14 protein-coding genes are annotated in these 13,656 nt (G+C 57.7%); 6 read left to right on the forward strand and 8 right to left on the reverse strand.

What is annotated here, in order from left to right:
• Window positions 1-11 precede the first annotated feature (11 nt).
• From rpe to BLM14_RS24460, 8 genes are read right to left on the reverse strand one after another with little or no spacing between them, the layout of a single operon-like run.
• Window positions 12-701: a ribulose-phosphate 3-epimerase gene (gene rpe, locus BLM14_RS24425; RefSeq protein ID WP_100002520.1), complete on the reverse strand. Its 690-nt coding sequence runs from the start codon at window positions 699-701 to the stop codon at window positions 12-14.
• The gene (cbbX, locus tag BLM14_RS24430; RefSeq protein ID WP_100002521.1) at window positions 698-1,636 is read right to left on the reverse strand and encodes a CbbX protein; all 939 of its coding nucleotides are present in this window, start codon (window positions 1,634-1,636) and stop codon (window positions 698-700) included. The genes rpe and cbbX overlap by 4 nt, the downstream gene beginning before the upstream one ends.
• A complete protein-coding gene (locus tag BLM14_RS24435) occupies window positions 1,629-2,048 on the reverse strand; it encodes a ribulose bisphosphate carboxylase small subunit (protein ID WP_100002523.1) in 420 nt (139 codons plus the stop codon). Before BLM14_RS24435 ends, cbbX begins: the two co-directional genes overlap by 8 nt.
• 10 nt (window positions 2,049-2,058) lie before the next feature.
• A complete protein-coding gene (locus BLM14_RS24440; protein ID WP_100002525.1) occupies window positions 2,059-3,519 on the reverse strand; it encodes a form I ribulose bisphosphate carboxylase large subunit in 1,461 nt (486 codons plus the stop codon).
• 29 nt (window positions 3,520-3,548) lie between these two features.
• Complete coding sequence (fba, locus tag BLM14_RS24445) at window positions 3,549-4,628, reverse strand: class II fructose-bisphosphate aldolase (protein ID WP_100002918.1); 1,080 nt, start codon at window positions 4,626-4,628, stop codon at window positions 3,549-3,551.
• A gap of 5 nt (window positions 4,629-4,633) precedes the next feature.
• Window positions 4,634-6,655: a transketolase gene (gene tkt, locus BLM14_RS24450; RefSeq protein WP_100002527.1), complete on the reverse strand. Its 2,022-nt coding sequence runs from the start codon at window positions 6,653-6,655 to the stop codon at window positions 4,634-4,636.
• A 10-nt stretch (window positions 6,656-6,665) separates the two neighbouring features.
• On the reverse strand, window positions 6,666-7,538 hold the full coding sequence (locus tag BLM14_RS24455; protein ID WP_100002528.1) for a phosphoribulokinase: 873 nt from the start codon (window positions 7,536-7,538) through the stop codon (window positions 6,666-6,668).
• Window positions 7,539-7,553: 15 nt separating this feature from the next.
• Window positions 7,554-8,603, reverse strand: a complete 1,050-nt coding sequence (locus BLM14_RS24460) for a class 1 fructose-bisphosphatase (RefSeq protein ID WP_100002530.1) — start codon at window positions 8,601-8,603, stop codon at window positions 7,554-7,556.
• Window positions 8,604-8,725: 122 nt separating this feature from the next.
• Between BLM14_RS24460 and BLM14_RS24465 the strand changes: the two genes are divergently transcribed.
• From BLM14_RS24465 to BLM14_RS24485, 6 genes are all read left to right on the forward strand, one after another.
• Window positions 8,726-9,673 (forward strand): LysR family transcriptional regulator, encoded by a 948-nt coding sequence (locus BLM14_RS24465; protein WP_100002532.1) that lies wholly within the window; start codon window positions 8,726-8,728, stop codon window positions 9,671-9,673.
• A gap of 84 nt (window positions 9,674-9,757) precedes the next feature.
• Window positions 9,758-10,282, forward strand: a complete 525-nt coding sequence (locus BLM14_RS24470; RefSeq protein WP_237143639.1) for a polysaccharide deacetylase family protein — start codon at window positions 9,758-9,760, stop codon at window positions 10,280-10,282.
• On the forward strand, window positions 10,275-10,502 hold the full coding sequence (locus BLM14_RS32080; RefSeq protein ID WP_237143640.1) for a polysaccharide deacetylase family protein: 228 nt from the start codon (window positions 10,275-10,277) through the stop codon (window positions 10,500-10,502). The genes BLM14_RS24470 and BLM14_RS32080 overlap by 8 nt, the downstream gene beginning before the upstream one ends.
• A gap of 149 nt (window positions 10,503-10,651) precedes the next feature.
• Window positions 10,652-11,185, forward strand: coding sequence for a FecR domain-containing protein (locus BLM14_RS24475; protein WP_418314270.1), 534 nt, complete (start codon window positions 10,652-10,654; stop codon window positions 11,183-11,185).
• Window positions 11,186-11,190: 5 nt separating this feature from the next.
• The gene (locus BLM14_RS24480) at window positions 11,191-13,056 is read left to right on the forward strand and encodes a CHASE2 domain-containing protein (RefSeq protein ID WP_100002534.1); all 1,866 of its coding nucleotides are present in this window, start codon (window positions 11,191-11,193) and stop codon (window positions 13,054-13,056) included.
• 88 nt (window positions 13,057-13,144) lie between these two features.
• The gene (locus BLM14_RS24485) at window positions 13,145-13,498 is read left to right on the forward strand and encodes a DUF1428 domain-containing protein (RefSeq protein ID WP_100002535.1); all 354 of its coding nucleotides are present in this window, start codon (window positions 13,145-13,147) and stop codon (window positions 13,496-13,498) included.
• The last annotated feature ends 158 nt before the right edge of the window (window positions 13,499-13,656 follow it).

Here is a 13,656-nt window from a genome sequence, read left to right on the forward strand (position 1 = left end):
CTCCGGTTTGGTCAGGCCGCCTTCTGGTGCCTTGCATGATCGGCAGCATGACGGATTGCGGCGATATTGTCAGCATAGGCTGTCTTGCCATTCCCCTTGAAGATGGCAGAACCGGCGACCAGCACATCGGCTCCGGCGCCAGCAACCAATGACGCAGTATCCGGCGTCACGCCGCCATCGATCTCGATATGGATCGGGCGGTTGCCGATCATCGCCTTCACGCGCCGGACCTTCTCGACGACCGACGGGATGAATGCCTGCCCTCCAAATCCGGGATTGACTGTCATGAGCAGAACGAGATCCAGCCGGTCCAACACATATTCGATGACGTTTTCCGGCGTTGACGGGTTGAGCGACACGCCCGCTTTCTTGCCAAGATTGCGAATGGCCTGCAGCGAGCGGTCGAGATGCGGTCCCGCCTCGGCATGAACCGTGATGATATCGCATCCCGCGTCGGCGAAGGCTCCGAGATAGGCATCCGTTGGGGCGATCATCAGATGGCAATCGAATATCGCGGATGTACGGTTGCGAATGGACTTTATGATCTGCGGCCCAAAGGTAATATTCGGGACAAAATGTCCGTCCATCACGTCGAGATGCACCCAGTCGGCTCCGGCAGCCATGACGTCTTCGACTTCCTGGCCCAGGCGGGAAAAATCCGCGGAAAGAACCGACGGCGCAATAAGCACGTTTCTATTCATGGCGTTTGCTCCTCCCTTGGTGATGCGGAAAACACGCGGCTGACCCTGATATCGTCAGCAGTGATGGTGGATAGCGCCGCTGCATCAGTTGGCCCGTTGGATGCTTCGAACAGCCGGTTGGCATGACGCAATCTCGCCCGGTCGAGCGCGTTGCGAATAGAGCGCGCGTTGGCGAAGTGAGGCTGCAGACGACGGCGTTCGATGTAGTCCGCCATGATGGTGCGGCCTTCCGCATCGAACGTATAGTTCTGCTTCGATAACATTGTTTCTGCGATGCTGAGCAACTCGTCGGAACTATAATCCGGAAAATCGATGTGATGGGCGATACGCGAGCGGAAACCTGGATTGCTTTCGAAAAACTTGTCCATGCGATCGGCGTAGCCCGCCAGGATAACGACGAGATCGTCGCGCTGGTTCTCCATCACCTGAAGCAGTATCTCGATCGCCTCCTGCCCATAATCCCGCTCGTTTTCCTGCCGGTGCAGATAATAGGCTTCATCGATGAACAATACGCCGCCCATGGCCTTCTTGAGGATCTCCTTGGTCTTCGGCGCCGTATGGCCGATATATTGCCCTACAAGATCATCGCGCGTGACAGAGACGAGATGTCCCTTGCGGATATAGCCGAGGCGATGCAAGAGATCCGCCATTCGCAGCGCCACGGTGGTCTTGCCGGTACCGGGGTTGCCGCTGAAGCTCATGTGCAGCGTGGGCGTTTCGTGTGCGAGACCCATGCGGCGGCGCGCCCGCTCAACGAGAAGCAAGGCGGCCGTTTCCTTGATGCGCTGCTTGACCGGCTTCAGGCCGATCAGGTCGCGGTCGAGCTCGTCGAGGACTTCTTTTACGCCCGACTCAACATATTCGGCGCGCAGGTCGATGGCAGCGGGAATCTCCGCGCTGCCCTCCACAAGCTGTGTGATGCTGGCGTCAGCCATAGCGCTGCCCCGCTGGCTTGTCTGTGGAGTAGGCCCTCGTCGTATAGCGCACAACGCGGCCTTCACCTTCCTGGCGCGCCAGATGGAACCCGGGTTCTTCCGCAGGGCGGTTGACGAGGAACGAGAGTTTTACCGACTCCCAGCCATGGCTGTTGTCGAAGGCGACGAAGCGGATATAGCTATCGCCATAGACCTTGCGGCATTCCTTCAATTCCATGATCAGGGCCGCGGCATCCGGATTGTCGAACATGGGGTGACCCCACATGTCCCAATAGGTGTTGCGGGGATGAGGATCATCGGTGAATTCAAGGCTCACCGCCCAGCCATTATCGATGCAATATTGTGCCTGCTTGGCGATTTGCTCATCGGTCAGATCAGGCAGGAACGAGAATGCTCCCTGGGTAATACGCATGTCTCTTCTCCTATTCAGCTGCTGTTGCCGTCGGAACGAAATCCGGCGAGTCGGTTGAGGTGTAGTTGAAGGACACGTCCTTCCAGACCTCGAGCGCCTGCTGCAAAGGCTGGCAATTGCGCGCAGCCATCCGCAGTATCTCGGGGCCTTCCCGCACGATATCGCGGCCCTCATTGCGCGCGAGCACCATGCATTCGAGCGCAACGCGATTGGCCGTGGCACCGGCGGCAATGCCCATCGGGTGGCCAATGGTGCCGCCGCCGAACTGCAGGACGACATCTTCGCCCAAAAGATCGAGAAGCTGGTGCATCTGGCCGGCATGGATGCCACCGGACGCCACCGGCATCATCTTGTTGAGAGAGGCCCAGTGCTGGTCGAAGAACACGCCGTTCTCCAACCGCATCGGGTTGAAATCCTCGCGGCAGATGTCGTAGTAGCCGCGTGTGGTCGCGGGATCGCCCTCGAGCTTGCCGACGACGGTGCCTGCATGGATATGATCGACGCCGGCAAGGCGCATCCACTTGGCGATGACGCGGAATGATACGCCATGCGACTTCTGCCGTGTATAGGTGGAATGGCCGGCACGATGCAGATGCAGGATCATGTCATTGCGGCGCGCCCATTTCGCCATGGACTGGATCGCCGTATAGCCGATCACCAGATCGATCATCACAATGTTCGAGCCCAGTTCCTTGGCGAAGTCGGCTCGCTCATACATGTCCTCCATCGTCGCCGCGGTGACGTTGAGGTAGCTGCCCTTGATCTCACCGGTCGCGGCCTGCGCCTTGTTGACGGCCTCCATGCAATAGAGGAAGCGTTCGCGCCAGTGCATGAAAGGTTGCGAGTTGATATTCTCGTCATCCTTGGTGAAATCGAGGCCGCCTTTCAGCGCTTCATAGACCACGCGACCGTAGTTGCGGCCGGACAGGCCAAGCTTTGGCTTCACCGTTGCGCCGAGCAGGGGACGGCCAAATTTGTCCAGACGTTCGCGCTCGACGACGATGCCGGTCGGCGGACCCTGGAAGGTTTTGACATAGGCAACTGGCAGCCGCATGTCCTCGAGCCGCAGCGCCTTCAACGGCTTGAACCCAAAGACGTTGCCGATGATCGACGCGGTCAGGTTCGAGATGGAGCCCGGCTCGAACAGATCGAGATCGTAGGCGATGTAGGCGAAATACTGGCCCTCACCATTGGGAACCGGATCAACGCGGTAGGCCTTGGCGCGATACTTTTCTGTCGCGGTGAGGCGGTCGGTCCAGACGACCGTCCAGGTGGCAGTAGACGATTCACCAGCCACCGCAGCGGCAGCTTCGATGGGATCCACGCCATCCTGCGGCGTGATGCGAAAGAGCGCGATGATGTCGGTGTCCTTCGGTTCGTAATCAGGCTCCCAATAGCCCATCTTCTTGTATTCCATGACACCGGACCTGTAGCGGTCCTTTCCTGTGACCGTTTCCGACTTGTTCGACATGGTGAGGTCCTTTCCTGTTAATGTCAGTCTCAAGCAGCCTTGGCTGCGGCGATCTGCGGATCGAGCTTGCCCGCGACGTAGCGTTTGGCCATGTCATCGAGCCCGATGACCTTGATTTTCGAGGCGTGGCCCGCCGTTCCGAACCGCTCGAAGCGGTCGCGGCAGAGGTCACGCATCGCATCCATCGCGGGTTTGAGGAATTTTCGCGGATCGAACTCTGCCGGATTTTCCGTGGCGATCCGGCGGAACTGCCCGCTCATGGCCATGCGGCAGTCCGTGTCGATATTGACCTTGCGCACGCCGTGGCGGATGCCCCGCTCGATCTCCTCGACCGGAACGCCATAGGTTTGCGGCATCTCGCCGCCGAACCTATTGATCACATCCTGCAAGGCTTGCGGGACAGACGATGAGCCGTGCATGACGAGGTGCGTATTGGGGAGCTTGCGATGAATCTCCTCGATGACACCCATCGCCAGAATATCGCCGTCAGGCGCGCGTGTGAACTTGTAGGCGCCATGGGATGTGCCACAGGCGATGGCCAGTGCGTCCACCCTGGTACGCATGACGAAGTCCACCGCCTGATCGGGATCGGTCAGCAGTTGGTCGTGGCTCAGCACACCGCTTGCCCCATGACCATCTTCGGCTTCCGCTTCACCACTTTCGAGCGAGCCGAGGACACCCAGTTCGCCTTCGACCGAGACGCCAACCCAATGCGCGATCGTTGTGACTCGCTTGGTTATCTCGACATTGTACTCGTACGACGCTGGTGTTGCCGCATCGGCTTCGAGCGACCCGTCCATCATCACCGAGGTAAAGCCATGGCGTATTGCCGTCATGCAAGTGGCTTCGTCATTGCCGTGATCCTGGTGCATACAAACCGGTATGGCCGGATAGATATCAACCAGGGCATCGATCATCCGCGCCAGCATCAGGTCCTTTGCATAGGACCGCGCACCACGCGATGCCTGCAGGATGACAGGCGCATCGCAGGCCGCAGCCGCTTCCATTACGGCGAGGCCCTGTTCCATATTGTTGATATTGAAGGCAGGAACGCCATAGCCATATTCGGCAGCATGATCGAGCAATTGTCGCAAGGTAATTCGAGCCATGATCATTATTCCTTGTCGTTGATAAGCTTGCGTGCCGTCGCGGCGACATTTTCGGGCGTGATGCCAAAATGGCGATAGAGATCCGGCGCGGGGGCGCTGGCACCGAAGCCCTGCATTCCGATGAACGCGCCCTTCTCGCCAATCCAACGGTCCCAGCCCAATCGAGCGGCTGCCTCAATCCCGATGCGGGGCGCCGCAGCCAGAACCGACCGACGATAGGCTGGTGTTTGCGCTTCGAAGAGCTCCCATGACGGCATCGAGACGACCGCGGCTGCGATCTTGTGCTGCACGCGAAGAATATCCGCAGCGGCGCAGGCGATCTCGACTTCAGATCCGGTTGCCAGAAGCGTGACCGCACGCGGCTCCGCGGTTTCGCGCAAGACATAGGCACCGCGGCTTGACCGGTTGTCATCACCATGGGCGTGGCGCAGCATCGGCAGGTTCTGGCGTGACAATACGATAACGCTCGGCCGATCCCGGTACCTCAGGGCCAACTCCCAGCATTCCGCAGTCTCGATAATATCAGCTGGCCGGAACACATTGATACCTGGGGTCGCACGCAGCATTGCCAGATGTTCGATCGGCTGATGCGTCGGGCCATCCTCGCCAAGGCCGATCGAGTCATGCGTCATGACGTAGATCACCTGCTGGCCCATCAGAGCCGAAAGCCGTATGGCTCCCCGCGCGTAGTCGGCAAAAGTCAGGAATGTTCCGCCGTAGGGGACGAAGCCTCCGTGCAGTGCGATGCCGTTCATCGCTGCTGCCATGGCGTGTTCGCGAATGCCGTAGTGGATATAGCGACCGGAAAAATCCGCCGGTGAGACCTCCCGCATCCCGGGGGTAATCGTTAGATTGGAATGGGTCAGGTCAGCCGAACCGCCAATCGTCAGTTCGGTGGCCTTATTGATGACGCCAAGCACCATTTCCGATGCCTTGCGGGTGGCAACCTTGGTCGCCTTCTCGACGTGGTCACGGCGAAATGCCGTCAGTTCTTCGAACAGTGTCGCAGGCAACTGCTTCTGAATCGTTTGCTTGAACTCGTCACCGCGCGATGAGGCGGACACACCAACACACCATTCGCGTCGTTCGTCAGCCCCTCTGCGCGCGACATTGCGCCAGGTCTCTACGATGGCTTCCGGAACCTCGAATGGCCGATGCGGCCAGTCGATAGCAAGGCGCGCCGCCGCTATTTCCGCATCGCCCAGCGGTGCGCCATGGGTCCTTTCGGTTCCCTGCAGATTGGGTGCACCCTTGCCGATGATCGTCCGGCAGGAAATCAGCGAAGGCCGGTCCGATGCCTTTGCCCGGGTGATGGAATCGGCGATTGCTTCGAAATCATGACCGTCAATTTCCTGCACGTCGAAGCCGGCAGCCTTGAAGCGCGCGAGTTGATCCATGGAAGTCGAGAGCGATGTCGGCCCGTCAATCGAAATGGAATTATTGTCCCAGAAGACGATGAGCCGAGAAAGTTTCAGATGGCCGGCCAGATCGATTGCTTCATGGCTTATGCCTTCCTGCAAGCAGCCATCGCCGGCGATCACATAGGTATGGTGGTCGACAATGTCCTCGCCGAAACGTTCACATAGCAGCCGTTCGGCCAGCGCCATGCCAACGGCCGTTGCAATCCCCTGGCCAAGCGGGCCGGTGGTCGTCTCGATTCCCTGTGCATGGCCATATTCGGGGTGGCCAGCCGTCTTGGCGCCGAGCTGACGGAAACGCTGCAACTCTTCTATGGGCATATCGGGGTAGCCGATCAGATAATGAAGCGCGTATTGCAGCATCGAGCCGTGACCGGCAGACAGCACAAAACGGTCGCGATCTGGCCACTGGGGATGCAGGGGGTCGAGCTTGATGAACCGGTTAAAGAGGACCGTTGCAACATCAGCCATGCCCATCGGCATCCCGGGATGACCGGAATTTGCCTTTTGAACGCTATCCATCGCGAGCGCACGAATGGCGTTAGCCATATCGCGTTCGGATACGGTTTCGATGTCTGGGTTCTCTTGAAGGAAAGCTTGTGTGTTCATCGTCTTCTCCTCACGAGGCTCGGTTTTTGCGTTCGATCAACTGCATGATCAGCGGCGTCAGGATGAGTTGCATGGCGAGATCCAGCTTGTTGCCCGGGACGACAATCGAGTTGGCCCGCGACATGAAGGAATCGTGGATCATCGACAGCAGATAGGGGAAATCGATCCCGCGCGGCCGGGCAAAACGGATGACCAGCATTGACTCGTCCGGTGTCGGTATCCAGCGGGCAATGAACGGATTCGACGTATCGACAATGGGCACGCGCTGGAAATTGATATCCGTAAGCGTGAACTGCGGCGTGATATAGCGAACATAATCCGGCATGCGGCGCAGGATGACATCCATCACAGCTTCTGTGGAATAACCGCGCGTCGAGCGATCACGATGGATCTTCTGGATCCATTCAAGATTGATGACCGGCACGACGCCGATCTTCAGGTCCGCGTGGCGAGCAAGATTGACACCTTCAGAGACCGCGCAGCCGTGGAGCCCTTCATAGAACAGCAAACTGCTCGGCGGAAAATCGCGCCATTCCGTAAAGGTGCCTGCGGGCGTGTTATAGCGCTCGGCCTCCTCATCATCGTGAATGTAGGTTCGCGTCTGGCCCGTCCCTCTGCGGCCATATTCCTCGAAGACCTCGTCGAGCTTTTGCAGCTCGTTGGCGTCGACATGAAAATGCGTGAAGTTGGGGTTGCCCTTCTTTTCCTCCTCCGCGACCTTCGCCTTCATCGCATTGCGGTCATACTTATGAAACGCATCGCCCTCGATGTATGCGGCTTCGATCTGCTCGCGACGGAAAATAAGTTCAAAGATGCGCTTGACCGAGGTGGTTCCGGCACCGGATGAGCCTGTAATGGAAATGATGGGATGTTTTGCTGACATGATATCCTCCTCCCATCACGCCCTGAACAGGCCGCGGTTGCTAAAGAGCGGTGCGCGCTCGCCAATATTGCTGGGTTCGGTGTGGTACCTCCCGATCCGCGCAACTTCCCTGGCGGATCCGAATATGAGCGGAACGCGCTGATGCATGCTCTTGGGTGTCAGATCGAGGATACGGTTGACCGTATCAGTCGCCCCACCGCCTGCCTGCTCGATGAGAAAGGCGATTGGATTGGCCTCATAAATCAGGCGAATCCGGCCTTCGCCGTAACCCTTTCGCTTGTCGCCGGGATAGAGGAACACGCCACTGCGCACGAGAACACGATAGGCTTCGGCAACGAGAGAAGCGATCCAGCGCATGTTGAAGTCACGTTCGCGCGGACCTTCGGTTCCCTTCAGGCAATCATCAACGTAGAGACGTACCGCTTCGTCCCAATGCCGGTAGTTGGCGGCGTTGATGGCGAATTCATGCGCCCGGTCGGTGATGACGATGCTCTCATAAGCCTGCACGAAAGTACCGAGCCGTGTAGAGAAAACGAACACATGCGTGCCGCTGCCGAGGGTAAGAACCAAGGCCAACTGTGGCCCGTAGATAAAAAAGCCGGCAGCGAGCTGGCGCTCCCCTTTTTGAAAGAACGTAGCGCCAGGCTCGCTGTCCGGTTGGCCAACCACCGGGAGGATGGAGAAGATTGTCCCTATGGAGACATTGGTATCGATGTTCGAAGATCCATCCAACGGATCGATCGCCAGCGCGAGCGGTGCACGGGGATCGAGCAACGCCGGATGCTCCAGCTCCTCGGAACCATATAGCGCGACCGGCGCCTGCCGCATGGCTTCCAGAAACATGTCGTCAGCCAGGACGTCGAGGTCCTTCTGGGCATCACCATCCGGATTCTTGCTGCCATGACTGTTGGCAAATGCCTTTCCGAGCGCACCCTGGTTGATGATATTGCGGACCTTGAAAGCCGTCAGCGAGAGCTGACGGACGACAGATGACACAGCAACGTGGAGCGGATCACCGCTTCCGGCATAAGATCCAAGGAAGGCATCCAGTGTGGCCGTTGTCATGGTCTTCCTCCCGTGTCCGATCGTCTTCAAGCGTCGAACTTCGGGAGTATGGAAACAGTTACATCGTGATAAGTAAAATTTAATATATTTACTGATGTGATAAATTATTTTAAGTTACAATCATGCGCAACCTGACACTCAAACAACTCCGTGCCGTCCAGGCGATCATGAAACATGGCACCATCGCCGCAGCGGCCAATGCGCTGGGTTTGACGCCTCCGGCGGTAACGATCCAGCTCAAGCTTATTGAAGAAGATGCGAGCATCATATTGTTCGACCGTACGAACGAGGGTTTGCGCCCGACCGTCGCCGGTCTGGCTTTTCTCGATGCGGCCCAAATGATCGAAGAACGCCTGCGCCAGCTGGACGATGAAATCGATGCAATCAAAGGGTTGCGCGTCGGTAGCCTAACTCTGGGCGTCGTCTCGACAGCCAAGTACTTTGCACCACGCCTGATGGCGACATTTCGCAACGAACATCCGGACATTGCCATCAAGCTCGCGATCGGAAACAGGGCGGAGACCATCGCCAGCCTGAAGAATCATGAGGTCGACATCGCGCTTATGGGTCGCCCTCCGAAGGACATTCCGCTTCGCCCATCGGTTTTCGGAGACCATCCACTTGTCATGATTGCCGCGCCGGACCACCCCCTTGCGAAATGCCGGGATATCACCAAGGAGCGCATAGCGCAGGAACACTTCCTTGTCCGCGAACCTGGATCTGGAACGCGCATATCGCTGGAGATCTTTCTAAGCGAATTGCCCGGACGGCTTGATGATCTCGGTACAGAGATGTCGTCAAATGAGACGATCAAGCAGGCGGTCATGGCGGGGCTTGGCGTCGCCTTCATTTCAGCCCACACGATTGCCCTGGAACTTGAAGTCGGCAAGTTGGTGATGCTTGATGTGATCGGTATGCCTATCCGCAGGCAATGGTTCTCCGTGGTGCGCACGGACCGCACCTTGTCGCCGGCCATGCGAGCATTCCAGGATTTTCTCAGCCGCAAGGGCGCACAGTGCCTACCCTTTTTCGAAAAGCTCTACCCGGATACAGGTGCCACACATCAATGACGGGTCATATTTTGCCATCCGGCTTGACAGGCCATGGCCGGACAATACCTTGCAATCATAAGTTGCTGCGCGAAAGATGCCAACGTGAAGTCAGTCATCCGGAAACTGCTCGTCGTCCCATTCCTGTTCACGGCACTGCCTGCGGCCGCCACTGAAAAAACCATATACCTGACATTCGACGACGGTCCACTGAATGGAACATCGAACATCCTCCAGGTAGTGGACCGGGAGGAGGTTCCTGCCACCATGTTCATGGTGGGAATGCATGCAGACGCAAGCCAGGATCGTAAAGCACTCGTTGCAAAGGCAAAATCGATGCGGCTTGTGACCGTCGGCAACCACAGCAACACCCATGCCTATAATCATTATCGCTATTTCTATTCATCCGTTGAAGGACTGCTCGCGGATCTCGACAAGGCAAACGAGGCGCTTGGACTAAAGGGGACCACCGATCTATGCGCGCTTGCCTGGCAGGAATCGCCTACCGGGTATGTCATCCGACGACATGGCGATCGGGAAACCCGAGGATCATCGCGAGGAGCCGGGCTTCGAATTTGTGGCAGCGTCCGACTATTACCTCTATGGCTGGGATCACGAATGGGTGCATGACGACAAGGGCAAACCTGTCCAGACGGTGGATCATTTGGTCAACGAAATCGATCACCTGTTCGCTTACGGAAAGCTGGCGCAACCGAACAAGCTCATTTTGCTCATGCACGACGAGATGTTTCAGGACAGCTACAACGGCGCCACAAACCTGCAATCACTTATCGCTGCCCTAAAGAAGCGTCGCTATATGTTTGGTAGCATCGACAAATTCGATGGCTGATTCAGATAATGAACTTGAAGCTGGACGTCCTGTGCGCTCGAATGGTGGGCTGGCTCTTCGGCCGCAAAATAACGGACGACGCACAGCAAATTGGCTATACTGAGGACGGGGACGCCTCGCAAATGCGGCATGAGCAAGGAGAGACTTCCATGGCATTGGTTAGAATTTTCCGCGGCATGGTGCCTGCACTGTTTGCATTTGCGCTCTGCGCGGGCACTGCCTCGGCCCAATCCAACAAATCCGGATGCGCATTGGAGCCCATCGGGGGGACCTCCCGGCAACTCCTGCGCTGCCAAGGCGGTCTGACCATCATCGCAGAAAGCGGGGCCAGGTACACACTGACGGATCGCAACAGGGACGGCAAGGCGGACGCGGCCAGATTGCAGAGCAAAGCGCTTCTGCTGGATTTTGCACAAGGCTCGTCTGGAGCCGGCTTTCAAGTGAGCACGCCACAGGCCATTGCCGCGGTCCGCGGTACAAAATGGGCGGTGGACGTTGCCTCAGGCAAGACCTCAGTGTTTGTCGTCAGGGGACAGGTCACGGTGCGGCGGCCGGTCGCGAGCGCCGGCGTTCTCCTTGGTCCTGGCGAAGGTGTTGATGTCGATCAAGGAACCGGCGCCTTGACCGTAAAGCGCTGGCCGGCAGCACGCGTGTCGGCGTTGATGGCCCGCTTCGGTCAGTGAGTCAAATGAGCGGACGAGCGTTTCAGACGCTGATCGCACTGTTACTCGCAGGGCTCTGGGGAGCTGGTCTCGGCATAGCGCATATGCGCGGCGACATGTGGTTTCTCGACCGTGTCGAAGCCACGATGACCGATCTTCGGACAGTTATTGGTGGACAGAAGCCGGCACCGGATACAGTTACCATCGTGGCCATAGATGATGAGGTCGTTCGCCAGGAGGGCAGCTATCCGCTTGCGCGAGCCAAGCTCGCCCAACTGATCGACGCAATCGCACGCCTGAAGCCAAAGGTTATCGGTGTCGACATGCTGCTAGTCGATCCGGGATCGGACGATGGCGATCGGGCATTGGCGCAATCGCTCGGCAAAACCGCCAGCGTGCTCGCTGCTGCCGCCGTCTTTCCCGAAGGCCAACAGCGCATAGAAACAAATCCAGACGATCCGCTCGCCAGTGTTCCCAGCGCCGAGCGATTTTTGCTGCCGTTGAAACCGTTTGCCGATGTCGCAGCTGTCGGTGTGGTGAATGTCGCCACCGATCGGAATGGCACCCCGCGACTGGTTCCGATGCTGTTCAAAAGCGGCGACCACATCGAGGCGTCGTTTCCGCTGCGGGTTGTCTCCGTGGCGAAGGGAGTCGAACCAGCCATCGAACCTGACCGTCTTCTGCTCGGCGAACAAGTGGTCAGGACTGATATCGGCCAAACCCTGCCGTTGACGTTTTACGGTCCTCGCGGCACAATTCGAACGATTAGTGCCGCCGCCGTTTTGAACGGTCAATTCGCCCCCGACAGTATCGAAAACCGCATCGTTGTCCTCGGAACAACCGTGACCGGTGGCGGTGACGTCTTCCCGACTCCGTTTGATCCGGTATTGCCCGGCGTCGAAGTCATTTCGACAGCGATATCGCATTTGATGAGTGGAGACGGGATTGTCCGTGACCGCAATATTCGTCTTGTCGACGCTGGCTTTGCAGTAGGACTGCCACTGATGCTCGTCGCCCTATTGGCTTGGCGACGCAACGTCATCGGCCTGGTGATGATCGTATGTGCCGTTCTGGCCTGGCTCGCCATCAACATGGCCGCATTTGCAAACGGTATCTGGCTCAGTGCAGCTCTACCGATGACCGCCGCCATACCACCCGCTGTCATCTTTGGCGCGATCCAGCTCTGGCTTGGGAAGCGGCGAGTTCAGCATTTCGCCAGACAAAGCAAACTTCTGCAACAGATTCAGGCGCCGGGCCTTGGAAACTGGCTTGCGCGAAACCCCGGATTCCTGGCGGAACCTGTTCGCCAGGATGCCGCCGTCATATTCATCGATCTCTCCGGATTTACCGGATTGAGCGAAACATTGGGACCGAATGCGACGCGCGAGTTGCTGAATGGTTTCTATAAATTGGTGGATGAGGAGGTCGCGGCGTGCGGAGGAACAATCACCAGCTTCATGGGCGATGGAGCGATGATCCTGTTCGGCCTGCCGGAACCCGGTGTCGACGATGCCTTCAACGCCGCGCGCTGTTGTGTCAGGCTTTGCGACAGTACCCGGAAATGGCTTGCGTCGCTGCCAGAATCCATTGCTTCGCGGATCGGCTTCAAGATGGGCGCGCACTTCGGGACAGTGATAGCATCCAGGCTCGGTGGCGGCAGTCGCCAGCAAATCACGGCGACCGGTGATACGGTCAATGTGGCGAGCCGCTTGATGGAAGTCGCTGCGAGCCACGGTACCGAGCTCGCGTTGAGCACCGAAATATTGCAGATTGCCGGTCAAGATAGCGCCCCTTACCAATCCGGGAATCTTACGGGGCCGCTGGAAACACAAATCCGGGGACGGTCCGGTTCCGTTATCGTCTGGCTGTGGCAAAGCATGCATCCGCAATAGGTTGCTGGAACGAAAAAATTTACAGAACATTGTAGGATTGCTGGTCGCCCGAACGTTCCTTGATTGGTCAAATGAAAAGGAGGCACACATGTCCTATGTCGACGGTTTTCTACTCGCAGTCCCCAAGGAAAAAATTGATGACTACAAGGCATTGGCACGAATGGCCGGGGAGGTCTGGAAAGAACATGGCGCGCTGGCTTATGTCGAATGCACCGGTGATGATGTGCCCTATGGCGAACTTACTTCCTTTCCACGCGCAGTACAGGCGACCGATGATGAGATCGTTGTCTTTTCCTGGATCGTTTATGCATCCCGCGAACAGCGCGACGCGATAAATGCAAAAGTCATTGCAGATCCCCGACTGAAGGGAGACATGTCGACTATGCCGTTCGACGGCAAACGGATGATATTCGGAGGGTTCGAGTCGTTCGTGGAACTATAGCCAATAGTGCACTATCCGCCCCACTATTGGCTCATCTTGCAGACATCGGCGCACATTTCGGCATGCTGAAGATAGTAAATGTGCGTCCGATTGTTGATATCCAGGTCGTCATCACCTCAGCTGATTTGATTACCTGTATTTCTGCTTTGTGAAATGCT

This window comes from Phyllobacterium zundukense, from assembly GCF_002764115.1.
In the GTDB taxonomy this organism is placed as follows: Bacteria; Pseudomonadota; Alphaproteobacteria; order Rhizobiales; family Rhizobiaceae; genus Phyllobacterium; species Phyllobacterium zundukense.

Bases quoted from the DNA above. Each gene is read 5' to 3' on its own strand.
- BLM14_RS24475 (WP_418314270.1), top strand. From the start codon at position 10,652: ATGGCATTGGTTAGAATTTTCCGCGGCATGGTGCCTGCACTGTTTGCA.
- BLM14_RS24485 (WP_100002535.1), top strand. From the start codon at position 13,145: ATGTCCTATGTCGACGGTTTTCTACTCGCAGTCCCCAAGGAAAAAATT.
- BLM14_RS24465 (WP_100002532.1), top strand. From the start codon at position 8,726: ATGCGCAACCTGACACTCAAACAACTCCGTGCCGTCCAGGCGATCATG.
- tkt (WP_100002527.1), bottom strand. From the start codon at position 6,655: ATGAACACACAAGCTTTCCTTCAAGAGAACCCAGACATCGAAACCGTA.
- BLM14_RS24460 (WP_100002530.1), bottom strand. From the start codon at position 8,603: ATGACAACGGCCACACTGGATGCCTTCCTTGGATCTTATGCCGGAAGC.
- rpe (WP_100002520.1), bottom strand. From the start codon at position 701: ATGAATAGAAACGTGCTTATTGCGCCGTCGGTTCTTTCCGCGGATTTT.
- BLM14_RS24455 (WP_100002528.1), bottom strand. From the start codon at position 7,538: ATGTCAGCAAAACATCCCATCATTTCCATTACAGGCTCATCCGGTGCC.
- cbbX (WP_100002521.1), bottom strand. From the start codon at position 1,636: ATGGCTGACGCCAGCATCACACAGCTTGTGGAGGGCAGCGCGGAGATT.
- fba (WP_100002918.1), bottom strand. From the start codon at position 4,628: ATGGCTCGAATTACCTTGCGACAATTGCTCGATCATGCTGCCGAATAT.
- BLM14_RS24440 (WP_100002525.1), bottom strand. From the start codon at position 3,519: ATGTCGAACAAGTCGGAAACGGTCACAGGAAAGGACCGCTACAGGTCC.
- BLM14_RS24480 (WP_100002534.1), top strand. From the start codon at position 11,191: ATGAGCGGACGAGCGTTTCAGACGCTGATCGCACTGTTACTCGCAGGG.
- BLM14_RS24435 (WP_100002523.1), bottom strand. From the start codon at position 2,048: ATGCGTATTACCCAGGGAGCATTCTCGTTCCTGCCTGATCTGACCGAT.